At 67.8% G+C, this 22,426-nt stretch carries 24 protein-coding genes; 10 read left to right on the top strand and 14 right to left on the bottom strand.

Going from position 1 to position 22,426, the window contains the following annotated elements; all coding sequences use genetic code 11:
* Positions 1-47: 47 nt before the first annotated feature.
* The 5 genes from fabZ to gloA are packed head-to-tail and all read left to right on the top strand — an operon-like array spanning position 48 to position 3,804.
* The gene (gene fabZ / locus VD964_RS19575; protein WP_310114073.1) at positions 48-530 is read left to right on the top strand and encodes a 3-hydroxyacyl-ACP dehydratase FabZ; all 483 of its coding nucleotides are present in this window, start codon (positions 48-50) and stop codon (positions 528-530) included.
* The gene (gene lpxA, locus VD964_RS19570) at positions 527-1,321 is read left to right on the top strand and encodes an acyl-ACP--UDP-N-acetylglucosamine O-acyltransferase (RefSeq protein ID WP_324870189.1); all 795 of its coding nucleotides are present in this window, start codon (positions 527-529) and stop codon (positions 1,319-1,321) included. The genes fabZ and lpxA overlap by 4 nt, the downstream gene beginning before the upstream one ends.
* Before the next feature lie 12 nt (positions 1,322-1,333).
* A complete protein-coding gene (locus VD964_RS19565) occupies positions 1,334-2,176 on the top strand; it encodes an LpxI family protein (protein ID WP_324870188.1) in 843 nt (280 codons plus the stop codon).
* Complete coding sequence (gene lpxB, locus VD964_RS19560) at positions 2,173-3,384, top strand: lipid-A-disaccharide synthase (protein WP_324870187.1); 1,212 nt, start codon at positions 2,173-2,175, stop codon at positions 3,382-3,384. Before VD964_RS19565 ends, lpxB begins: the two co-directional genes overlap by 4 nt.
* Positions 3,385-3,408: 24 nt before the next feature.
* Complete coding sequence (gene gloA, locus VD964_RS19555; protein WP_111066033.1) at positions 3,409-3,804, top strand: lactoylglutathione lyase; 396 nt, start codon at positions 3,409-3,411, stop codon at positions 3,802-3,804.
* A 12-nt stretch (positions 3,805-3,816) separates the two neighbouring features.
* Here the strand turns inward: gloA and ftrA are convergent, their stop codons facing one another.
* Complete coding sequence (gene ftrA / locus VD964_RS19550) at positions 3,817-4,839, bottom strand: transcriptional regulator FtrA (protein ID WP_324870186.1); 1,023 nt, start codon at positions 4,837-4,839, stop codon at positions 3,817-3,819.
* 109 nt (positions 4,840-4,948) lie between these two features.
* On the opposite strand from ftrA, the gene VD964_RS19545 reads away from it, so the two are divergent.
* The gene (locus VD964_RS19545; protein WP_324870185.1) at positions 4,949-5,347 is read left to right on the top strand and encodes a rhodanese-like domain-containing protein; all 399 of its coding nucleotides are present in this window, start codon (positions 4,949-4,951) and stop codon (positions 5,345-5,347) included.
* A gap of 9 nt (positions 5,348-5,356) precedes the next feature.
* Here VD964_RS19545 and VD964_RS19540 read toward each other — a convergent pair whose 3' ends face one another.
* From VD964_RS19540 to gltX, 3 genes are all read right to left on the bottom strand, one after another.
* Entirely contained in the window at positions 5,357-5,530 is a 174-nt protein-coding gene (locus VD964_RS19540) for a hypothetical protein (protein ID WP_324870184.1), read from the bottom strand.
* A 22-nt stretch (positions 5,531-5,552) separates the two neighbouring features.
* Positions 5,553-6,866, bottom strand: a complete 1,314-nt coding sequence (gene gltA / locus VD964_RS19535; RefSeq protein WP_324870183.1) for a citrate synthase — start codon at positions 6,864-6,866, stop codon at positions 5,553-5,555.
* A 100-nt stretch (positions 6,867-6,966) separates the two neighbouring features.
* Positions 6,967-8,373, bottom strand: coding sequence for a glutamate--tRNA ligase (gltX, locus tag VD964_RS19530; RefSeq protein ID WP_324870182.1), 1,407 nt, complete (start codon positions 8,371-8,373; stop codon positions 6,967-6,969).
* Positions 8,374-8,529: 156 nt separating this feature from the next.
* Here gltX and VD964_RS19525 point away from each other — a divergent pair, with 156 nt between their 5' ends.
* Positions 8,530-10,683 (top strand): ComEC/Rec2 family competence protein, encoded by a 2,154-nt coding sequence (locus tag VD964_RS19525; protein WP_324870181.1) that lies wholly within the window; start codon positions 8,530-8,532, stop codon positions 10,681-10,683.
* Between the two features lie 105 nt (positions 10,684-10,788).
* Here the strand turns inward: VD964_RS19525 and lexA are convergent, their stop codons facing one another.
* The 8 genes from lexA to VD964_RS19485 all read right to left on the bottom strand — a co-directional run bounded on the left by lexA (position 10,789) and on the right by VD964_RS19485 (position 16,950).
* Positions 10,789-11,511 carry a transcriptional repressor LexA gene (gene lexA, locus VD964_RS19520; protein ID WP_324870180.1) on the bottom strand — a complete coding sequence of 241 codons (723 nt, stop codon included), beginning with the start codon at positions 11,509-11,511 and terminating at the stop codon, positions 10,789-10,791.
* Between the two features lie 198 nt (positions 11,512-11,709).
* Positions 11,710-12,939 (bottom strand): gephyrin-like molybdotransferase Glp, encoded by a 1,230-nt coding sequence (gene glp / locus VD964_RS19515; RefSeq protein WP_324870179.1) that lies wholly within the window; start codon positions 12,937-12,939, stop codon positions 11,710-11,712.
* A gap of 4 nt (positions 12,940-12,943) precedes the next feature.
* Positions 12,944-13,444, bottom strand: a complete 501-nt coding sequence (moaC, locus tag VD964_RS19510; protein ID WP_324870178.1) for a cyclic pyranopterin monophosphate synthase MoaC — start codon at positions 13,442-13,444, stop codon at positions 12,944-12,946.
* The gene (locus VD964_RS19505; RefSeq protein ID WP_324870177.1) at positions 13,441-13,914 is read right to left on the bottom strand and encodes a GNAT family N-acetyltransferase; all 474 of its coding nucleotides are present in this window, start codon (positions 13,912-13,914) and stop codon (positions 13,441-13,443) included. Before VD964_RS19505 ends, moaC begins: the two co-directional genes overlap by 4 nt.
* Before the next feature lie 4 nt (positions 13,915-13,918).
* The gene (gene trpC, locus VD964_RS19500) at positions 13,919-14,722 is read right to left on the bottom strand and encodes an indole-3-glycerol phosphate synthase TrpC (protein WP_324870176.1); all 804 of its coding nucleotides are present in this window, start codon (positions 14,720-14,722) and stop codon (positions 13,919-13,921) included.
* Positions 14,722-15,756: an anthranilate phosphoribosyltransferase gene (gene trpD, locus VD964_RS19495; protein WP_324870175.1), complete on the bottom strand. Its 1,035-nt coding sequence runs from the start codon at positions 15,754-15,756 to the stop codon at positions 14,722-14,724. Before trpD ends, trpC begins: the two co-directional genes overlap by 1 nt.
* On the bottom strand, positions 15,753-16,361 hold the full coding sequence (locus tag VD964_RS19490; RefSeq protein WP_324870174.1) for an aminodeoxychorismate/anthranilate synthase component II: 609 nt from the start codon (positions 16,359-16,361) through the stop codon (positions 15,753-15,755). The genes trpD and VD964_RS19490 overlap by 4 nt, the downstream gene beginning before the upstream one ends.
* A gap of 133 nt (positions 16,362-16,494) precedes the next feature.
* On the bottom strand, positions 16,495-16,950 hold the full coding sequence (locus tag VD964_RS19485; protein WP_324870173.1) for an STY0301 family protein: 456 nt from the start codon (positions 16,948-16,950) through the stop codon (positions 16,495-16,497).
* A gap of 136 nt (positions 16,951-17,086) precedes the next feature.
* On the opposite strand from VD964_RS19485, the gene VD964_RS19480 reads away from it, so the two are divergent.
* The 3 genes from VD964_RS19480 to VD964_RS19470 all read left to right on the top strand — a co-directional run bounded on the left by VD964_RS19480 (position 17,087) and on the right by VD964_RS19470 (position 18,847).
* Positions 17,087-18,265: a divergent polysaccharide deacetylase family protein gene (locus VD964_RS19480; protein WP_324870172.1), complete on the top strand. Its 1,179-nt coding sequence runs from the start codon at positions 17,087-17,089 to the stop codon at positions 18,263-18,265.
* Between the two features lie 27 nt (positions 18,266-18,292).
* Positions 18,293-18,499 carry a heavy metal-associated domain-containing protein gene (locus VD964_RS19475; RefSeq protein ID WP_324870171.1) on the top strand — a complete coding sequence of 69 codons (207 nt, stop codon included), beginning with the start codon at positions 18,293-18,295 and terminating at the stop codon, positions 18,497-18,499.
* A gap of 117 nt (positions 18,500-18,616) precedes the next feature.
* Positions 18,617-18,847, top strand: coding sequence for a zinc ribbon domain-containing protein (locus tag VD964_RS19470; RefSeq protein ID WP_324870170.1), 231 nt, complete (start codon positions 18,617-18,619; stop codon positions 18,845-18,847).
* 97 nt (positions 18,848-18,944) lie between these two features.
* Here the strand turns inward: VD964_RS19470 and VD964_RS19465 are convergent, their stop codons facing one another.
* Both VD964_RS19465 and VD964_RS19460 read right to left on the bottom strand, forming a co-directional pair.
* Positions 18,945-19,520 (bottom strand): hypothetical protein, encoded by a 576-nt coding sequence (locus tag VD964_RS19465; protein WP_324870169.1) that lies wholly within the window; start codon positions 19,518-19,520, stop codon positions 18,945-18,947.
* 89 nt (positions 19,521-19,609) lie between these two features.
* On the bottom strand, positions 19,610-22,222 hold the full coding sequence (locus VD964_RS19460) for a glycosyltransferase (protein ID WP_324870168.1): 2,613 nt from the start codon (positions 22,220-22,222) through the stop codon (positions 19,610-19,612).
* Positions 22,223-22,426 lie beyond the last annotated feature (204 nt).

The raw sequence follows: 22,426 nt of genomic DNA, 5'->3' as shown, positions 1-22,426 counted from the left end.
GGGAATGGTGAACCCTATCGGTTGGCGGAAAGGCGGGCGGCCGGACAATGGACGTGACGGCGGACAACAACGCGCAAAGCAAAAAGATCGACGACATCGACATCACGCGGATCATGAAGATGATCCCGCATCGCTACCCGATCCTGATGATCGACCGGGTGATCGATGTGACGCTGGGCGAAGGCGCCACCGGCGTGAAGAACGTCACGATCAACGAGCCCTTCTTCCAGGGCCATTTTCCGTCGCGTCCGGTGATGCCCGGGGTGCTGATCATCGAGGCGATGGCGCAGACCTCCGCCGTGCTGGTGGTCGCCACGCTCGGACCGGATGCCGAAGGCAAGCTGGTCTATTTCATGACCGTGGACGAGGCGCGCTTCCGTCGTCCGGTCACCCCCGGCGACACCATCCACATCCACGTGACCAAGCAGCGCCAGCGCGCCAACGTGTGGAAGTTCAAGGGCGAGGCCAAGGTCAACGGCGTCCTCGTCGCCGAAGCCATCTATTCCGCCATGATCCTGGACGAAAAATGACCGTCACCATCCATCCGTCCGCCATCGTCGATCCCGCGGCCAAGCTGGGCGAGGCGGTCGACATCGGTCCCTTCTGCGTCGTCGGACCCGACGTCACGCTGGGCGACGGCGTTCGGCTGGTTTCGCATGTGGCTGTCGACGGGCGCACCAGCATCGGCGCCGAATCCGTCATCTATCCCTTCGCGTCCATCGGCCATCGCCCGCAGGACCTGAAGTTCCATGGTGAACCGTCCGAACTCGTCATCGGTGCCCGCAACCAGATCCGCGAGCATGTGACGATGAATCCCGGCACCGAGGGCGGCGGCATGATAACGCGCGTCGGCGACGACGGGCTGTTCATGATGGGCTCGCATGTGGCGCATGACTGCATCGTCGGCGACCATGTGATCATGGCGAACAACGCCACCCTGGGCGGCCATGTGACGCTGGGAGACTACGTCATCATCGGCGGGCTTTCGGCGGTGCGCCAGTTCGTGCGCATCGGCTCGCACGCCATGATCGGCGGCATGTCGGGCGTCGAGAACGACGTGATTCCCTTCGGTCTGGTGATGGGCGACCGTGCCCGCCTCGCCGGCCTGAACCTCGTCGGGCTTGAACGGCGCGGCTTCAAGAAGGACGACATCCACGCCCTGCGCGCGGCCTACCGCATGCTGTTCGGACCGGAGGGGACCTTTGCCGAGCGGGTGGAGGAGGTCGGTCGCGACTTCGGCGAGCGTGCGCTGATCTCCGACGTGCTGTCCTTCATCCGTGCCAAGGAAGCGCGCTCCCTCTGCCAACCGCGCGAGAGCTGAGGCCGCCGGCCGATGGCCGATACCCTTCAGGCTGCCGGTGCCAAGCTGGCGATCCTGGCCGGTGGCGGAACGCTGCCGGCCCGCATCGCCAGCGCGGTGCGCGGGCAGGGGCGGGAGGTCTTCGTCGTCGCCTTCGACGGCCATACCGACCCCGAAACCGTCGCGGGGCTCCCGCATTTGTGGAGCCGCTTCGGCGCCGCTGGCAGCATCCTGCGCCGTCTCCATGAGGAAGGCGTGGGAGAGGTCGTGCTCGCAGGACCGGTGAAGCGACCGTCCTTCACGGAACTGATGCCGGATTGGCGCACCGCCCGCTTCCTTGCCCGCGTCGGAACGAGGGCGCTTGGTGACGATGGGCTGCTGCGCGCAGTGGTCCGCGAGGTGGAGGAGGATGGCTTCCGCGTCGTCGGCCTGCATGAGCTGTTGAAGGATCTGCTGACCACGCCCGGCCCGGTCGGTCGTCTCGCCCCGGATGCCGAGGCTGAACGCGACATCGCCCGCGCGGTGGAGGTCGCCCGTGCGTTGGGTGCGCTCGATGTCGGGCAGGGGGCGGTGGTTCAGCAGGGCATCGTGCTTGCAGTCGAGGCCATCGAAGGCACAGATGCCATGCTTGATCGTTGTGCCGGTCTGTCACGGCCCGGACCCGGCGGCGTTCTGGTCAAGGTGAAGAAGCCGAAGCAGGACCGTCGCATCGACCTGCCGACCATGGGCGTCACGACGGTCGAGAAGGCCGCCGCGGCCGGGCTGCGCGGTATCGCGGTGGAGGCCGGCGGCAGCCTGCTGGTCGATCGCGCAGCGGTGGCGGCGACGGCCGACCGGCTCGGTCTGTTCGTCACCGGCATCGAGATTCCGCAATGAGCGTGACGTCCGTGGCCGATGACGGCCCGATTCTGTTCCTGATCGCCGGCGAGCCGTCGGGCGACGCGCTGGGTGCGCGGCTGATGGCGGCGGCGAAGCGGCTGACCGGCGGCAAGGTTCGCTTCGTGGGCATCGGCGGCGAGAAGATGACGGCGGAGGGGCTGGTCAGCCTGTTTCCCATGGGCGAACTGACCCTGTTCGGCATCTTCGAACTGCTGCCGCATTTGCCGAACCTGATTCGCCGCATCGACCAGACGATTGCCGAGATCGTCCGGCTGCGCCCCGATGCCGTGGTGGGCATCGATTCGCCAGGCTTCACCGTGCGCGTGGCGAAGAAGGTGCGCGCCGCGGAGCCCGCCATCCCGCTGATCCACTATGTGGCGCCCACGGTGTGGGCCTGGAAGCCCAAGCGGGCGGCCAAATACGCAGCCATCTACGACCATCTCCTTGCGGTTCTACCGTTCGAGCCCCCGTACTTCGAGAAGGAGGGGCTTGCCTGCACCTTCGTCGGCCATTCGGTCGTCGAGGGTGGTGCGGGGAAAGGCGATGGTGCGGCGTTCCGTAAGCGGCATGGTATCGCGGCGGACGAGCGGATCGTCATCGTGCTCCCGGGCAGCCGCAAGGGAGAGGTATCGCGTCTGCTGCCCGACTTTCGCGCGGCGCTGGACCTGTTGCGTCCAAGCCATCCCAATCTGGTGGTGGCCGTGCCGACCGTGGCGACGGTGCGTGATCGCGTCGCCGCCGCCATCGCCGACTGGCCGGTCCGTACACTGATGGTGGAAGGGGACGCCGAGAAGTACGATGCCTTCGCGGCGGCGGAGGCGGCTCTTGCCGCATCGGGCACCGTCGCGTTGGAACTGGCGCTCGCACGACTTCCGACGGTCATCGCTTACCGCCTGCATCCCGTCACCGTCGCGCTCTATCGCCGGCTGATCCGGGTGAAGTACGTCAATCTCGTCAACCTGATGCTCGATCGGATGCTGGTTCCGGAACTGCTGCAGCAGGACTGCCGGCCCGATAGACTGGCGGCGGAGTTGGGGCGTCTGCTCGACGATCCCGCGGCGCGCCAAGCGCAGGTCGACGGTGTTGCCGAGGTGGCTCGCTGGCTGGGGCAGGGGGATACGCCGCCCAGCGAACGCGCCGCCCGCACCATCCTGGACGTCATCCAAGAACGCCGTTCCAAGACAGCTGAACAACCGCCCAGTTAAACGCCAAGCGGGAGAATAGAGACCATGAGCGAATTCCGTCTGCTGCATACGATGCTGCGCGTGCTGGATCTGGAGAAGTCACTGGACTTCTACACCCGTCTGCTCGGCATGAAGCTACTGCGCCGCAATGACTATGAGGGCGGTCGCTTCACCTTGGCCTTCGTAGGCTATGGCGAGGAGTCCGATACCGCCGTCCTGGAACTGACCCACAACTGGGACCAGAAGGAGCCGTACGAGATTGGCACCGCCTATGGCCACATCGCGCTCGGCGTTCCCGATATCTACGGCACCTGCGAGAAGCTTGCCGCCGAAGGCGTCAAGATCCCGCGTCCGCCCGGCCCGATGAAGCACGGCACCACCGTCATCGCCTTCATCGAGGATCCCGACGGGTACAAGGTTGAACTGATCGAGACGAAGTGACCGGTCGGCCGGTCATCTGTTCAGGACAGGGGCGTGGTCGGCAACGGCCGCGCCCCTGTCGCTTGTGCCGGGAACCGGAGCGGGATCGCGGCGGAAGTGCGCCCGGTACGTGGCCGGACTGATCCCCAGACGCTGGCGGAAATGATGCCGCAAGGTGGCCGCGGAGCCGAAGCCGGCGAGGGTCGCGACCTCTTCCACCTGCAGGGTTCCGCGTTCCAGCAGATCACGGGCGCGGTTCAGCCGCTCCGTCGTCAGCCATTCGCCGGGCGTGGTGCCGGTCAGCGCCTGGAACCGGCGCAGGAAGGTGCGCAGGCTCATGCCGGCGCGCGAGGCCATGCTTGACAGGCTGTGGTCCTCCGCAAGAGTTTCCCGCAGATGGTCGAGCAGCGGTCCCAGACGGGCTCCCTCACGGGCGATGGGCACCGGTGCCTCGATGAACTGAGCCTGCCCTCCCTCGCGGTGAGGCTGGACCACCAGACGGCGGGCGACGCTGTTAGCGGCCTCGGGTCCGAAATCGCGGCGCACCAGATGAAGGCAAAGGTCGATGCCGGCCGCGCTGCCGGCAGAGGTCAGGATGTTGCCCTCGTCCACGTAGAGAACGTCGGGCACCACACGGATGTCGGGATAAAGCTCCCCAAGCGTTGTGGCATAGCGCCAGTGGGTGGTCGCGCGGCGACCCGTCAGCAGACCGGCGGCGGCCAGAACGAAGGCACCGGAGCAAATCGAGAGAATGCGTGTTCCGCGGACATCGGCACGGCGCAGTGCCTCCGTTAGTTGGACAGGTACCGGTTCGCGAGCGCCGCGCCAGCCGGGAATGACGATGACGTCGGCTTGGTCGAGCAGGTCGAGCCCACCATCGGCCTCAATGCGGATCCCGCCCATCGCCCGCAATGGGCCGGAATCGAGGGCGGCGACGGCGAAGCGATACCAGCCGGGGCCAAGCTCAGGGCGTGGAAGTCCGAACACCTCGACGGCCACGCCGAACTCGAAGGTGCACAGACCGTCATAGGCGAGCGCGACGGCAAGCGGTGGCATGGCATTTGGCATGATCTGAACGATAGCTGGCAGTCACGCCACTTTCCAGCGGAAGTGGCGATTGGGAGGATGCGGGCGAATCCCGACCAAGCACGATCAGGAGAGCACCATGGCCAGTCTCGTTACCGAAATCCCAGCCGCATCGGCGGCAGATGCCGCCGCCCATTTCGCCCGCAAGCTGTCGTTTGAGACCGATTGCTGGGATGTGCATGAATCGCTGAAGTCTGGGACGCCCGACTTCGTCCTGCTCGACGTGCGCGGTCCGGCGGCCTTCGCCCGGGGGCATGTGCCGGGGGCGCTGAACCTGCCGCATGGCAAGATCACCGAACGGCGGATGATGGAGTGGCCGGAGGGCACACTGTTCGTCGTCTATTGTGCCGGCCCGCACTGCAACGGTGCAGATCGCGCGGCCCTGCGGTTGGCGCGGATCGGACGGCCGGTCAAACTGATGATCGGCGGCGTGACGGGCTGGATCGACGAGGACTTCGAGCTTGAAAGCGGGATTTGAGCGATTGCCTTAGACGAACACGATCCCGGCGACGAGGGCCACGATCAGCAGATAGACGATCATCCGGCGCACCCGCCAGCCAAGCGGTGCCCGGTTGTCGTTGGCCGGCGAGCGCAGGCGCACGCGCCGGGCCGGAACGATGTACGCAGTCGGGTCCTGGGCGGCTCCGTTGGAGCCGCCCATTCCCACATGTGCTGTTGGCCGGTTAGCCACGCTCGGCCAGCGGCACGAACGGCCGCTTGGTGTCGCCGGTGTAGAGCTGACGCGGACGGCCGATCTTCTGCACCGGATCCTCGATCATCTCCTTCCACTGGCTGATCCAGCCGACGGTGCGGGCCAGCGCGAACAGCACGGTGAACATGCTGGTCGGGAAGCCCATCGCCTTCAGGATGATGCCCGAATAGAAATCGACGTTCGGATAGAGCTTCTTCTCGATGAAGTACTCGTCCGACAGGGCGATCTTCTCCAGCTCCATCGCGATGTCCAGCAGCGGCTCGTCCTTGATGCCGAGCTCGCCGAGAACCTCGTGGCAGGTCTGGCGCATGACCTGGGCGCGCGGGTCGTAGTTCTTGTAGACCCGGTGGCCGAAGCCCATCAGGCGGAAGTTGTCGTTCTTGTCCTTGGCGCGGCGGACGAACTCGGGGATGCGATCGACCGAGCCGATCTCCTCCAGCATCTTCAGCACGGCTTCGTTCGCACCACCATGGGCCGGACCCCACAGCGAGGCGATGCCGGCGGCGATGCAGGCGAACGGGTTGGCGCCCGACGAACCGGCCAGACGGACGGTGGAGGTCGAAGCGTTCTGCTCGTGGTCGGCATGCAGGATGAAGATCTTGTCCATCGCCTTGGACAGGATCGGGTTGACCTTGTACGGCTCGCAGGGCGTGCCGAAGGTCATGTAGAGGAAGTTCTCCGCGTAGGACAGGTCGTTGCGCGGATACATGAAGGGCTGGCCGGTCGAATACTTATAGGCCATCGCCGCGATCGTCGGCATCTTGGCGATCAGGCGGTGCGCGGCGATCTTGCGCTCCCGCGGATCGTTGATGTCCAGCGAGTCGTGGTAGAAGGCCGACAGGGCGCCGACGACGCCGCACATGATCGCCATCGGGTGGGCGTCACGGCGGAAGCCGCTGTAGAACTTGGTCAGCTGCTCGTGCACCATCGAGTGGCGGCGCAGGATGTTTTCGAAATCCGTGCGCTCTGCCGCGGTCGGCAGGTGGTTGTTGAGCAGGAGGAAGCAGACTTCCGGGAAGGTGGAGTTCTCGGCCAGCTCGTCGATGGCGTAGCCGCGGTGCAGCAGGACACCCTCGTCGCCGTCGATGTAGGTGATGCCCGACTCGCAGCTGCCCGTGGAGGTGAAGCCCGGATCGTAGGTGAAATAGCCGGTCGCGGCGTAGAGCTTGCGGATGTCGATCACGCTCGGCCCGACGCTGCCGTGCAGAATCGGCATCGTGACCTGCTTGCCCGTCTTATTGTCGATGAGGGTAACGGTGTCCTTGCCGTCCTCAGTCTGGGTCATCTCGGCACGTCCTTATCGTTGAGGGTCGGGCTTAACGCCCTTTTTTCGTCGGCGCAGCATAGTTCCATGGCAGCCTGATGGCAACGCACGGAAATGACCATTATGCTGCACCCGCTGCATCGCGGATGCGAGAAAGCGTCGCTTCCCGACCCAGCAGTTCGGCCACCTCGAAGATCGGCGGCGACACCGTCGAACCGGTCAGCGCGGCACGCAACGGCTGTGCCACCTTGCCCAGCTTTTCACCCCGTGCCTCGGCGAAGGCACGGACCTGCGCCTCCAGCGCCGCGGCGGTGAAATCCGGTTCGCCGGCAAAGGCTTCGGCCAGTTCCTTCAACAGGCTGCGGCCCTTTTCGTCCAGCAGCGCGGATGCTTTTTCGTCATAGCTGAGCGGCTGCGCGGCCACGTAGAAGCGGGCGCTCTGCGCCAGATCGACGACCGTGCGGGCCCGCTGCTTCAGGCCGTTCATCGCCCGCGTCAGAAGGTCGCGATCCGCGTCGGTCAGGCTGCGGCCCAGTTCGGCCTCCAGTCGCGGAGCGATCAGCCCGACCAGCCGGGAATCCTCGGCCAGACGCATATAGTGGGCGTTCAGGTTCTCCAGCTTCGCGAAGTCGAAGCGCGAGGGCGAGCGGCCGATGCTCTCCAGGTTGAACCACTCGATCGCCTGTTCGGTCGAGATGATCTCGTCGTCACCGTGCGACCAGCCGAGCCGCAGCAGGTAGTTGCGTACGGCTTCCGGCAGATAGCCCATGTCGCGGTAGGCATCCACGCCCAGCGCGCCGTGACGCTTGGACAGCTTTGCGCCGTCCGGCCCGTGGATCAGCGGGATATGGCCGAAGCGCGGCAGGTCCCAGCCCATGGCGTTGAAGATCTGGATCTGCCGGAAGGTGTTGGTCAGATGATCGTCGCCGCGAATGACGTGGGTGACGTTCATGTCGTGGTCGTCCACCACCACCGCCAGCAGATAGGTCGGCGTGCCGTCGGCGCGCAGCAGGATCAGGTCGTCCAACTGGGCGTTCTGCACCGTGACCTCGCCCTGGACGAGGTCGTTCAGGACGGTCTGACCTTCCTGCGGCGCCTTCAGCCGGATCACCGGGGCGACGCCGGCAGGCGCGTCGGACTCCGGGCGGTCGCGCCAGCGGCCGTCATAGCGCATCGGCTGGCCGGCGGCCTTCTGGGCGGCGCGCATCTCTTCCAGTTCTTCCGGGCTGCAGTAGCAACGGTAGGCCTTGCCGGCGGCAAGCATCTGGTGCGCCACCTCGGCATGGCGGTCCTTGCGCTCGAACTGGCTGACCGCGTCGCCATCCCAGTCCAGACCCAGCCACTGCAGACCGTCCAGGATGGCGTCGACCGCTGCCTGGCTCGAACGTTGCCGGTCGGTGTCTTCGATCCGCAGCAGGAACTTGCCGCCGGTGTTGCGGGCGTACAGCCAGTTGAACAGGGCGGTGCGGCCACCGCCGATGTGCAGAAAGCCGGTCGGCGACGGAGCGAAGCGGGTGACGACGGTCATCGGTCTCTCAATTTCCGGTTCGGCGCTGGTAAGATGCGCCGGTGGTTCGACACCGAGGTTTAACACAGCCACCGGGTTGGGAGGCAATGCGATGCGCGCATGGACGGTCGTTGAGGAGTACGCGGGCGGCATCCCTGCGCCGGAAAGCTGTCACCGGTGACGGTCGCCGGCTGGCCCGATGAGGAGACGGAGGGTCCGGTCGGGGCCGGTGGGCGGTGGCGACGCCTGTGGTTCCGCATCGGGAGGCGACTCGCGGCCCTGGCGGAGGCGGAGGGGGACCGCTGGGTCTTGTGGCTTCCCGTCGCCTTCGGGGCGGGCGTGTCGCTGTATTTCGGGCTGATGCGGGAGCCGGACTGGTGGATCGGCCCTGCGGCTTGCGGCGGGTGTGCCGCGCTGCTGCTGGTCCTGCGGCGCTGGTTCGCGCTGTTCGGCGCGGCGATGGCGCTGCTGATGGTGGCGGCGGGGTTCCTGGTGGCGCAGGGACACAGCGCATGGGTGGCGGCGCCGGTGCTCACCCGCGTCGTCACCGGCGCGACCATCACCGGCCGCGTGATGGCGGTGGAACGGCGGCCCGGTGCCACCCGCATTACGGTGCGGGAACCGACGGTCAGCCGGCTACCGCCTGAGCAGACGCCGGCCGCGTTGCGTATCCGCCTGCCGGACCGCCATGCGGCGCCAGATCCGGGATCGGTGGTGCGGCTGCGTGCCACGCTGCTGCCGCCCCAGGCGCCGGCCGAGCCGGGCGCTTTCGACTTTCAGCGGCGGGCCTGGTTCATGGGGCTGGGCGGGACCGGTTTCGCCACCGGTGCGGTGGAATTGGTCGAGGCCCCGCCGGTCACGGGCTGGCAAGTGGTGACGGTGGCCTTTGAGCGGGTGCGCGGCGCGATCGCCGAGCGGGTGGCCGCGACCATCGACGATCCGGTGGAGGCGAGGGTCACAACGGCTTTGCTGAATGGGGAGCAGTTCGGCATCCCGGACGAGACACTGGAGGATTTCCGCAACAGCGGGCTGGCGCACCTGCTGTCGATCTCCGGCCTGCATGTGGGCATTGCCGCCGGCATCCTGTTCTATGTGGTCAGGGCCTTGCTGGCGCTGGTGCCCGCCATCGCCTTGCGTTGGCCGATCAAGAAGATCGCGGCGCTGTTCGGCATCCTGTCAGCGTTGGCCTATACGCTGCTGGTCGGGGCGCCGCTGCCGACCGTGCGGTCGGTGTTGATGACCGGCATGGTGATGGGCGCGATCATGCTGGACCGCCACCCGCTGAGCATGCGGTTGGTCGCCTTCGCCGGGTTGGTCACCATCGCCATGGATCCGGAGGGAATGCTGGGCCCCAGCTTCCAGATGTCCTTTGCGGCGGTGGTGGCGTTGATCGCCGCCTTCGAGCGCGGCAGTTCGCGGCTGGCGGAATGGCGCAGCGAGGCTGGATGGCTTCTGCGTGGTCTGCTCTATGTCGGCGGGATACTGCTGACCAGCGTGGTGGCAACGCTGGCAACGCTGCCCTTTGCGCTCTTCCATTTTCAGCAGATCGCCTTTTACGGCGTGCTGTCCAACCTGATCGCCATTCCGATCACCTCGTTCTGGGTCATGCCGTGGAGCTTGATCGCCTATGCACTGATGCCCTTCGGGCTGGAGGCGCCGGCGCTGATCGCGATGAACTGGGGCGACCGGGCGGTGATCTGGACCGCGGAGTTCTTTGGCCGTCTTCCCGGGGCCTCCCTGACTATGCCGGCAATGCCGGTGGAGGGGTTCGTAGCGTTGGTGCTGGGCGGCATCTGGCTGTGCGTCTGGACCCGGCGGTGGCGCTGGCTGGGGCTGCTGCCGGTCCTGGCAGGGCTGGCTTCGCCGGCGTTCGTGACGCGGCCGGACGTGCTGGTCGCGGGGGACGGGAGCGTGATGGCGGTGAGGATGCCGGATGGTCGCCTCAGCGCCTCGGGCAAGACCGGGGGCCGCGTGATCGAGACATGGCGGGAGCGCGATGGCGTGCGCTCGGGAGCCGATCCTTGGCCGGCGGCGGGGGGATGGAGCGAGGGAGAGCGGTCGCTGAGCTGCGATGCGCTGGGGTGTCTGTACCGGGTCAAGGGAAGGACTGTCGCCCTGCCGCGGTTGCCGGATGCGCTCGACGAGGATTGCGGAGCAGCCGATGCGGTGGTGACGGCGGCGGTGGCGCGGGGATGCCGGGCCGGGGTCGCGATCGACCGCTGGGCGCTGCGGCACGAGGGGGCGCATGCACTGAGGGTGACGGCGGCGGGAATAGAGGTGGAGACGGTGCGGGGAGTTCGGGGGGAGCGGCCTTGGACCGGGGGGAGGTGAGGGGCGTGGGGAGTGCTGTTGCCCCCTCCCTAACCCTCCCCCGCAATCGGACCTGCCTTCGGCCGGCCGAGAGCGGAGGAGGGTCGGGGAGGGGGCAACAGCGTCTTAGTATTTCCGCACCAGACCGACCAGCTTGCCCTGCACCCGGACGCGGTCGGCGCCGAAGATGCGGGTCTCATAGGCGGCGTTGGCGGGCTCCAGGGCGATGGTGTTGCCCTTGCGGCGCAGGCGCTTCAGCGTCACTTCGCCTTCGTCGACCAGCGCCACGACGATGGTGCCGTTCTCCGCCGCGTCGCAACGCTGGATGATGATGGTGTCATGGTCGAGGATGCCGGCCTCGATCATCGAATCGCCGGAGACCTCCAGCGCGTAATGGTCGCCGCCGGTCAGCATCGAGGCCGGGATGTCGACGAAGGCGCTGTTGTCGCGCAACGCTTCGATCGGCGTGCCGGCAGCGATGCGGCCATAGAGCGGGAGTTGCACCGTCTCGTTCGCGGCAGCCGGGGTCGGCGCGGGCGGAGCGGTGTCGCGGCCGGCGAAGGCGAAATCGCCCTTGATGACGTTGGGCTGGAATTTGGGCTTGGGCGCGGTCCGGGCGCGGGCGGCATCCAGGCCTTCGGGCAGGCGGAGAACCTCCAGCGCGCGGGCGCGGTGGGGCAGGCGGCGGATGAAGCCGCGTTCCTCAAGGCCGGTGATGAGGCGGTGGATGCCCGATTTGGACTTCAGCCCCAGGGCGTCCTTCATCTCGTCGAACGACGGCGAAACCCCGCCCTGGCCGAGCCGTTCGTGGATGAACAGCAGCAATTCGTGCTGCTTGCGCGTGAGCATGGATGCCTCCCGGCCGTCGCCAGACTGAAGATGGAACAAAAACTAAACGTTGCTCCATGTTCTAGTTTGGTTCCTGCCGTCCGTCAAGCCCTCCATCGGCTTCTTTTAGAACTTGTATGGAACATTCGGAACGCCGTGAAACAGTTTTCCGGGTGATGTTCAACTGTTCAACCCGTCATCCCAACGCTGTGCTCAAGTCTAGATGCTGAGCGCTCCATCGGTCAAAGGAAGCACGGTCACCATGGCGCCGGCCGGCTCCGGATCGGCATTGGGCGGGCGGGGAACCAGGCAGTCGGCCAGGGCGTAGAGCGAGGTGATGGCGCTGTCCTGCCGCGCGAAGGGCGTGACGGTCAGGACGCCGTCGGAACCGGCGGCGAGTGTCGCGCGCAGATACTCCTCGCGCCGGTCGTTGGCCTTCAGCGCCGTCGTCAGACGGGCGCGTAGCGGCGGACGCTCATCCTCCGGGGGCAGCCCCTGCAGCAGGCGCAGAACCGGGCGCAGGAACAGGACGGCGGTGACGCCCGTCGATACCGGATTGCCGGGCAGGCCCAGCAGCGGCACCCCGCCGGCGCGGCCGAACATCAGCGCCTTGCCCGGCCGCATCGCCACGGTCTGAACCTCCAGCGCCACCCCTCGGTCGGCCAGAACGTCGCGCACGAGGTCGTAGTCGCCATGGGCCGCACCGCCGGTGGTGACCAGCAGGTCGCAGCCGACGGCGCCCTTCGCCATGGCGGCGACGCTGTCGGGCGTGTCCTTGGCGACACCCAGATTGTGGGCGAGCCCGCCCTGGGCGGTGACGAGCGCGCAGAGGCCGAGTGCATTGGTGCTGACGATCTGGCTCGGTCCCAGCGGATCGCCGGGCAGGGCGATCTCGTCGCCGGTGGCGAGGATGGCGATGCGCGGCCGGCGGTGAACCGACAGCCAGGGCACGTTGCCACCGGCGGCCAGCGCGATGTCGCGGGCGGTCAAACGGCGGCCCTTCGGCAGGAGTTCCTCGCCAAGGGCGAAATCGAAGCCGGCCTGACGGACGAACCGCCCGGCGACTACGGCCCGGCCGATCCGAACCATTGCGTTGTCGGCGCTGCAATCCTCCTGCATCACCACGGCGTCGGCGCCGTCGGGCAGGGGCGCGCCGGTGAAGATGCGCACCGCTTCGCCCGGACCGACGCTGCCGCCGAAGGCATGGCCGGCGGAGGATTCGCCGATGCGGCGCAGGCTGACGGGGGTCTCCGCCGTGGCTGCGGCGATGTCGGCGGAGCGGACTGCCCAGCCATCCATGGCGGCGGCGTGGAAGGGGGGCTGGGTCAGCCGGGCGACCACCGGTTCTGCCAGCACGCGGCCGAGCGCGTCGGGCAGGGCGACCGTCTCCGCCGGCAGAGGGGCGAAGGCCGACAGGATGCGGGCGCGCGCCTCTGCGACGGAGATCATGGCGTCAGGCTCCGGCCGACGGCGTGGTTGCGGCTGCGCCCCATTCGCCGCTCTTGCCGCCGGCCTTGTGCAGCAGGCGGACGTCGGTGACGGTCATGCCGCGGTCCACGGCCTTGCACATGTCGTAGACGGTCAGCGCCGCGACGGTGACGGCGGTCAGCGCCTCCATCTCCACGCCGGTCTGGCCCTTCAGCTTGCAGGTGGCGGTGACGTCCACCGCGTTGCGGGCCGGGTCGCAGGAGAGGTCGACCTTGACGGAGGTCAGCATCAGCGGATGGCACAGCGGAATCAGGTCCGGCGTGCGCTTGGCCCCCATGATGCCGGCCAGCCGGGCGACCGACAGCACGTCGCCCTTCTTCACCCCGCCCTGCATGATGAGCGCCAGGGTTTCCGGCTGCATCAGCACGGTGGCCGCGGCGGTGGCGGTGCGTTCGGTGTCCGCCTTGTCGGAGACATCGACCATCACCGCCTTGCCCTCGGCGTCGAAATGGGTGAAGCCGCTCATGCGACGGTCTCCCGCAAGGGTTTCTCCATGAAGACGCTGACGCCGTTCTCTTCGTAGCAGGCGTATGGGCCGCGGTCGGTGAAGCCGGCCTTGCGGTAGAGCCCCAGCGCCTCGTGCTGGTGGATGCCGGATTCGAGCAGCAGGGCAGTCAGCCCTTCCGCCCGCGCCTGCTCCTCCAACCGGGCGAGCAGCCGGTCGCCGATGCGATGCCCGCGGGCGGCGGGATCGACGAACATGCGCTTGACCTCGCCATAGCCCGAGGGATCGACGCGGAGCGCGGCACAGCCGACCGGAACGCCGTCCTTGCGGGCGACGAAGAAGCGCAAGTCCGGCGCCTCCAGCTCCGCGATGTCGAGGAGGTGGCAGGTGTCGGCCGGATAGAGCTCCAGCAGATAGCGGTCCAGTGCGGCGACCAGCGCGATGACCTGATCCTGGCGCGGGCTTTCCGCGGCGATGGTGATGTCCGCCATGGGCTTAGACCGGAGCCAGCAGGGCGCGGGTGGCCGCGGTCACGTCGGCCTGCCGCATCAGCGATTCGCCGACCAGGAAGCAGCGCGCCCCGACCTTCGCCATGCGGGCCAGATCGGCGGGGGTGTAGAGGCCGCTTTCCGCCACCAGCATGCGGTCGGCCGGCACGTTGGCCGCCAGTTCCTCCGTCGTCGCGATATCGACGGCGAGCGTCTTGAGGTTGCGGTTGTTGACGCCCAGCAACGGCGTCTTCAGCAGCAGCGCGCGGTCCAGCTCGGCGCGGTCATGCACCTCGACCAGAACGTCCAGTCCCTGGGCGATTGCGGCGTCCTCGATCTCCGCCGCCTGGGCGTCGGACAGCGAGGCCATGATGATCAGGATGCAGTCGGCACCCAGCGCGCGGGCCTCCACGATCTGATAGGGATCGACCATGAAGTCCTTGCGCAGCACCGGCAGATCGACAGCGGCGCGGGCGGCGACGAGATATTCGTCCCTGCCCTGGAAATAGGGCTCGTCCGTCAGCACCGAGAGGCAGCTGGCCCCGCCGTCGCGATAGGCACGGGCCAGGGCCGGTGGATCGAAATCGGCGCGGATCAGGCCCTTGGACGGGCTGGCCTTCTTGATCTCGGCGATCAGGCCGTAGCGCCCAGCCTCCACCGCGGCGCCGAGCGCCCGGATGAAGCCGCGCGGCGGGTTGGTCTCGTTGGCGGCCTTGGCCGCGGCCTCCACCTCCGACAAAGGGCGGGCGGCCTTGCGGGAGGCGACCAGCGCGCGCTTGTCGTCGTTGATGCGGGTCAGAACGTCGCTCATCAGGCCACCGCCTCGTTGGTGATGGCGACCAGCCGGCGCAGGCGGTCGCGGGCGCCGCCGCTGTCGATGGCGTCGGCCGCCATGGCGACACCCTCTTTCAGCGTCGCGGCCTTGCCGGCCACCAGCAGGGCGGCGGCGGCGTTCAGCAGCACGATGTCGCGGTAGGGGCTGCGCACCCCGTCGAACAGGGCGTGGATCGCCTCGGCATTGACCTGGGCGTCGCCGCCCTTCAGGTCCTCGATCCGGGCACGGGGCAGGCCGGCATCCTCCGGCGTCACCTCGAACACCGTCACCTCGCCGTCCTTCAACTGGGCGACGGTGGTGGGGCCGGTGGTGGTGATCTCGTCGAGCCCGTCGGAGCCATGGACGACCCAGGCACTTTCCGAACCGAGCCGCTGCAGCACATGGGCCAGCGGCTCCACCCACTGCCTGGAGAAGACACCCAGCACCTGCCGCCGGGCGGTCGCCGGATTGGCGAGCGGACCCAGCAGGTTGAACACGGTGCGCGTGCCGAGTTCGATGCGGGTCGGGCCGACGTTGCGCATGGCGAGGTGGTGGCGCGGCGCCATCAGGAAGGCGATGCCGGCATCCCACAGCGCCTTGCGCACCAGCGCGAAGTCGCAGTCGAGGTTGACGCCCAGCGATCCCAGCACGTCGGCGGCACCGGATTTCGACGAGATGGCGCGGTTGCCGTGCTTGGCCACCGGCACGCCGCAGGACGACACCACCAGCGCCGCGGCGGTGGAGATGTTGTAGGTGCCGGCCCCGTCGCCGCCGGTGCCGCAGGTGTCAATGGTGCCGGGAGGCGCATCGACCGGAATCGCCTTGGCGCGCATCACGCGGGCGGCGCCGGTGATCTCGTCCACCGTCTCGCCGCGGACGCGCAGCGCCATCAGGAAGCCGCCCATCTGCGACGGGGTGGCGTTGCCGGACATGATGATGTCGAAGGCGAAGCCGGCCTCGGCCTCGGTCAGGGCGGCGCCGGTGGCGACTTTGCCCAGAATGGCCTTCATATCGGACAGATCGCCGCTCATGCCGCATTCTCCAGGGACGCGGCTTCCGGCCGGGGACGGGTCAGATCCAGGAAGTTCCGCAGGATCTTGTGGCCGTGCTCGCTCTCGATGCTCTCGGGGTGGAACTGCACGCCGTGGATCGGAAGCTCGCGGTGGGCCAGCGCCATGATCAGGCCGTCGGCGGTCTCGCCGGTCACCTCCAGGCAGGTGGGCAGCGTCTCGCGCTCGACGATCAGCGAGTGGTAGCGCGTGGCGCGGAACGGGCTGGGCAGGCCGGCCAGGACGCCGCGGCCCTCGTGCCGCATGTTGTCGACCTTGCCGTGCATGGGAACCGGCGCGCGGATCACCCGGCCGCCGAAGGCCTGGCCGATCGACTGGTGGCCGAGGCAGACGCCCATCAGCGGCAGTCGGGCCTTGGCGGCGGCGTCGATCAGGGGAAGGCAGATGCCGGCGCGGTCGGGATCGCAGGGGCCGGGGGACAGCACGATGCCGTCGGGGCGCAGTGCCATCGCCTCATCGACCGTCAGCGCGTCGTTGCGGCGGACCTGCACGTCGGCGCCAAGCTCGCCCAGGTAATGGACGAGGTTGTAGGTAAAGCTGTCGTAGTTATCGATGAGCAGCAGCATGCGCCTTCCGCCTTCCACCTTTGCCCGGCCACCTTCGCCCGGGTCGTCGAGGCCGTTCCGCCCCTGTTCCAACGATGGACACCCTAGCCGCTGAGGGGGCGGATTTCCAGCCTCCGCGCAGAACTCCGCGGCATCAGCGGCAGTCGAGCTGCGGCAGGGTTTTCGGATCATCCAGCACGGCGCCGCGGATGTCGGTTTCCAGCGTCAGGGTGCAGCGGCGGATCTGGCGCGGCAGGTCGGCGGCGAGCGTCGCCTGGGTGTTGCGGTACCGGCAGACCAGGAAGACGTTTTCGCGGCGCGAAGCTGAGAACTCCCAGACCTGCACGATGCTGCGCCCGCGCCGCACCTCGCGGTCGGGGGCGAGCGTCGCGGGCGCGGCCGAGGTCATCTGGCTGGTGCGGTCGCCCTCGATGATGGAAATGCCGGCGAAGCTGTGGCTGTCGCGGCCGGGGTAGGGCGACCAGCCGCCGGGGGCATCGGGCTGCGCCTGGACCGTCAGGCTGGTTGGGCAATCCAACCCATTGGCGGCCGGCACCGGTGTCGCGGCGGCGGTCGAAATCAGAACGGCGATGACAAAGATGGGACGCATCTGAAGGACTCTTCGGGCGGACTCTTGAGGACGGGCTCGGCCGGACAGGACGCTGGCGGCGTGACGGCAATTTGCACCGATTGGGCGATTGCGGTCACGACGGCAGGGTGCCACTGTGCGGCGCCCCGGTCGCAGGATGGACGTCGTCACCATGGCCCGCAAGGCGCCTTCGAAAGCCCGCAAGTCTCCGCTTCCCCCCTTCCTGTCCAACCCCTTCGTCCTGGCGCTGGCGGCCGTCGCCGCGGTGTTCGCCGTGGCGATGGGGGCGGCGACGCTGATCGGCGGAGGGGCCGGCGGAGGAGCCGGCGGCGAGTCCGGCAAGCCGGCGCCAGTGCAGCAGGCTGCCCAGCAGCAAGGTGGACCGCACACGGGCGGGCAGCAGGCGGTGCAGCCGCCGCCCGTGCCGCCGGCAAAACTGGAGCCACCTGCCGCAGCCTCGCAGCCACCCGCGCAGGCGGCCACGGAAAGCACGGGCCAAGCGCCGGCGGAGAAGCCGGCACACGCGGAGTCCCGACCGCCGGCCACGGCGGTGGCGATGCTGCCGCCGCCCGCTCCGCCCAGCCAGCCGCCGGTGCAGGCCCCTTCGGGCAACGCCGCGCTGTGGCGCAGGAACGCCCTGCCGGCGGAGGTGCCCCAGGGCAAGCCGATCATCGCCATCGTCATCGACGACATGGGGCTGGACCGGAAGCGCTCGACCCGGATGGCGGGGCTGCGCGGACCGCTGACCTTGTCCTGGCTGCCCTATGCCCGCGACCTGCAGGTCCAGGCCAAGGCGGCGCGGGCCAACGGGCACGAACTGATGCTGCACATGCCGATGGAACCCAGCGTGAAGGCCGATCCGGGACCGAATGCCCTGCTGGTCTCGCTCGACCGGGGGGAAATCGTTAAGCGGGCGCGTGCGGCACTGGACAGCTTCGACGGCTATGTCGGGGTCAACAACCATATGGGAAGCCGATTCACAGCCGACCGGGCCGCGCTGGCGCCCGTGCTGGGTGAACTGCATCGCCGCGGCCTCCTGTGGCTGGACAGCCGGACCACGCCCAACAGCGCAGGCATCGGGCTGGCGCAGGAGCTGAAGATGCCCTGGGCCGGCCGCGACATCTTCCTCGACAACCAGGAAACGGTGGCGGCGGTGAAGGCCCAGTTGGCGAAAACGGAACAGGTGGCGAAGCGGCAGGGCTATGCCGTCGCCATCGGACACCCGCATGATGCGACAATCGATGCCCTGGCGTCCTGGCTGCCGGAGGTGCAAAAGCGTGGCTTCGTTCTTGTCCCGGTCAGCGCGGTGGTGCGGACGCACCATGCCGGCGGCTGACCCGACCGTGAGGGGAGCTCCGTGACGATGGCCGATGCATACAAGGTGGATGGGATGACCTGCGGCGGCTGCGCCCGCTCCGTGTCCAACGCGATCACCAAGGCGGCGCCCGAGGCGGTCGTGACGGTGGACCTTGCGGCCGGCACCGTTCTGGTGGACGGCGGCATCCCGGTGGAGGTGGTGCGGCAGGCGGTGGAGGCCGCGGGCTTCGATTTCGGCGGTGCCGCGGCCTGACGCCGACCGGGCGTCCATATCGGGTGCGCCGTTTCTGGTGCGGCGCAACAAAACCGTTTTCAGATTGTGGATATTGCGGGATACTCGGGCCGACGCGATTCGTGCCTGGAGGTCCCGATGCCGCTCTATTCCTACCGCTGCAAAGCCTGCGACCATGGATTCGAGACCCTGGTGCGCTCTGGAGAAACGCCGTCCTGCCCGTCTTGCGGCAGCGCCGACCTGAGCCGCCAGCTGTCGAACGTGGCGCCGGAGGGCAAGTCCGGCGCCGTCGTCCAGTCGGCCCGCCGGATGGCAGCGAAGGAGGGACACTTCAGCAACTACGCGCGGGCGGAACGACCGAAGGGGTGAGGGCGGGAGTGCAACGGCCTGATGGCGGACCGCAGGCCCGCTGAGAGCGGGGCGGTCAGGCTGGGGCATCGAAGCCGATATTCCCCGAAGCAAGCCCTCACACATCCACCACCATATGCGGCCGGAACGCCCCCTCCAGCGTCAGCAGCAGGTGCAGGTAAACGGCCACCTTTCGCGCACGATCGGTGTTGCGGGACAGGCAGTCGCGCAGTTGTTCGGCCAGCCGGGCGGTTTCCGCGTCCAGTTCCGGTGCGGCGGTGGTGACGGCTTCGACGATATGCTCGGGATCGACGGGAAGCGGGGCAGCCGGGTCCTTCAGCAACGCTTCGGCCAGCGCCTCTTCATCATGATGGACCGGAGGCGGTGTCGCCGGCGCCGGCGGGGCGCGCCGGGACAGATGGCTGCGCAGATTGTCTTTCAGCAGCGACCGCTGACGCTCGTCCAGCCCGTCGAACTGATCGACCTCGTCGAACAGAAGATCGTACAGGCGCCGCCGTTGCGGATTGGGCGGGCTATGGTCACGCCGTTCCTGCTCGCGGTCGTGCCGTTCCTGGCGGGAGTTGCGGCGGCTGTTGCGGTCGGTGGCGCTGCCGCTCCGCTCGACGCCCGCGGTGCTGCGGACGCTGAATTCCGGCGGACCGATGCCGCGGCCGGATGTGAGATTGCCGGACATGAGCCGCCTCCCGGGACATGTATCCCCTGGCGATCGAGTCTGGCAGAGCCGGCGCTTTCGTCAACGCGAAAGCGCCGGCTTTTTTTGCGTCAGTCGCCGGCCCCGGCCCCGACCGCGTCGTCGGTGGCGCCCGGCTTGCTCTTGCCGAAGCCGATGGTGGGGAAGACGTTGATCAGCGCGGTGATGAAAGCCGCCAGATAGGGCAGCGACTGCACCACCAGCAGGCCCGACCACATGAAGGCGTCGCGGTTCTCGTGGCCGAAGACCATGACGATGGCCAGCGCCGCACCCCACAAGGACACCAGCAGCACCAGTTCCTCACGGGCCATCAGGAAGGCCTGCATCAGCGCCGGCTGGTTCTCGCACTTGGGCGTGCGGACGAAGGGGCGGCCGGAAGTGAAGATGCCCAGCCACATGGCGCGGCCGACCGTGTGGGTCAGGGCCATGCCGGCCACCGCCGCGCCGACCTTGTCCCAGAAGCCGCACCTCACCCGCGCCTCGTAGAGCCAGAGCGACGCGCCGACCTTGAAGGCGAAGACGCTGAGCGTCGGGATCATGAAGACGTTGGGCGGGAACTCGAAATATTTCGGGAAGGCCATCAGGCCGATCGACCACAGGATGCCGGCGATGCCGAAGATCATGTGGGCGGCGTCGGCGAACCAGGGCAGCCAGCCGGTGATGAAATGATACTTCTGGCCGGCGGTCAGCTCCTTGGCGCCCGGCGACAGCTGCCGCCAGTGATGCTTCAGGATCTGCACCGCGCCATAGGCCCAGCGGAAGCGCTGCGTCTTGTAGGCGGAGAAGCTGTCGGGAACGAGGCCCTTGCCGTAGCTCTCCGGCATGTAGACGGCCTCATAGCCATGCTCGAACAGGCGCAGGCCGAGGTCGGCGTCCTCCGTGATGCACCACTCGCCCCAGCGGCCGACCTTTTCCAGGGCCGACTTGCGGATGATGGTCATGGTGCCGTGCTGGATGATCGCGTTGCGCTCGTTCCGCTGGATCATGCCGATGTGGAAGAAGCCGGCATATTCCCAGTTGGTCATGCGCTGGAACAGGTCGTGTTCCCACTCGCGATAGTCCTGCGGCGACTGGACGAAGCCGACCTCCGGCCGGTTGAAGTGCGGAATGGTCGCCTTCAGCCAGTCGGGATGGACCTGATAGTCGCTGTCGATGACGGCGATGTGCTCGGCATCGGGCGCCGTCTGCGCCAGACCGAAGTTCAGCGCGCCGGCCTTGAAGCCGGGCCAGTTGTCGAGGTGGAAGAAACGGAACTTCGGTCCCAGCTTCTTGCAATATTCCTCGACCGGGCGCCAGACGGCCGGGTCCTTGGTGTTGTTGTCGAGCAGCAGGACTTCGTAATTCGGGTAGTCGAGCCGGGCCAGCGCGTCCAGCGTCTCCATGACCATGTGCGGCGGCTCGTTGTAGCAGGGCACATGGATCGACACCTTCGCCGCATTCGGGAGCGGCGCGGCGGAGCAGGGGACGAACTTGCGCTTGAACTTGTGCTGCCAGACGACCTCCGTCAGTTCCATGCCGTCGATCAGCATGACCGCGAACAGCACCAGCTGGCAGAAGATCAGCAGTCCCCAAGCGATCTCGGTGGTGAGCGCAAGGCCGGCGGCCGAGGCCGCGCTGACGGTGAAGACCAGGACGGAAGCGACCGCCTGGATCAGCGCACCGTAGAAGATCTGCCCGCCGATCTTCAGGTCGCTGCGGCGCCACAGGAAGAACACCAGCGGCAGGAAGCCCAGCGCGACCGCGGTGGCGCACTTGACCTCCCAGTTGCGGATCTCCTGCACCCCGCCGATCATCGGGAATTTCGGGTTGCGCTGGTAGTCCCACAGGCCCCAGCTGGTGCCGGCCGTGCCCTCGATCTCCCGCTTCCAGGGCTGGTCGAAGGCTTCCATGATGAAGTAGTCGAGCTTGTTCTGCGCGGCGACGTTCAGGAAGTTGCGGATGAACTTGGCCTGGTTGACCTGGCTGGCTTCGGCGCCCCGGCGCCACGGTCCGTCGGCCGGCCAGCCGATCTCGCCGATCAGGATGTGCTTGTTGGGAAACTTCTGCTTCAGTTCGTTGTAGCGGAACATGGCGTAGTCGACCGACTGGTCGACCGGAACGCCTTCCCAATAGGGCAGCAGGTGGACGGCGAGGAAGTCCACCGCATCGGCCAGTTCCGGGTTCTTCAGCCAGACGTGCCACGGCTCGGCGATGGAAACCGGAACATTGACCTTCTTCTTCACCCGCTTGACGTACTCGATGGCCTGCGGAACGGTCAGATCGGCGCGCAGGATCGCCTCGTTGCCGACCAGCACGCGGCGCACGTTGCTGTTGGCGCGCGCCAGCTTGATCAGGCCGGCCAGTTCGGGCTCGTCGATCTCGGGCTTGCCGGCGGTCCAGGCGCCGGCGGTGACCGGCAGCCCATGCTTGGCGGCGATGGCGGCCACCATTTCGGAGCCGTCGGTCGTGGAATAGGTGCGGACGGCCTTCACCGCGCCTTGCAGCGCGGCCATGTCCTTTTCGATGTCCTCTGCGGTTGCCTTGTCGCCCTTCGACGGGCTCTTGTCGGCGTGGAAGGGGGTATAGGCGACGCCGGTGATGGCGCCGGCCCAGGACCGTTCGTCCACCGGGCGGTTCCACAGCGCCCAGAGGGCGACGTTGCCGAGGATCACCAGAATCAGAACCGCGAAGGCTGATTTGCGCATGTGGGTCGTTCCCGCTCGCCGCACCAGAAAACATGGATACGGCCCGGAAAATGGCGCAAGGCGACTGGTGCCGCCCCGACCATGACCCGGACCGAACTCGAACATCGTCCAACGAATGCCGCTGCGCCGTATGGCCGGCGCGCACGGCCTTCTATACAAGCTTCGCGGTTGCCCCGCCACTGCCGGCTATAACAGAGCAGCGTC

Source organism: Azospirillum sp. (assembly GCF_035628975.1).
GTDB lineage: Bacteria > Pseudomonadota > Alphaproteobacteria > Azospirillales > Azospirillaceae > Azospirillum.
The sequence above is the reverse complement of the archived record's forward strand: the minus strand, read 5'-3'. Positions and strand labels throughout refer to the sequence as shown.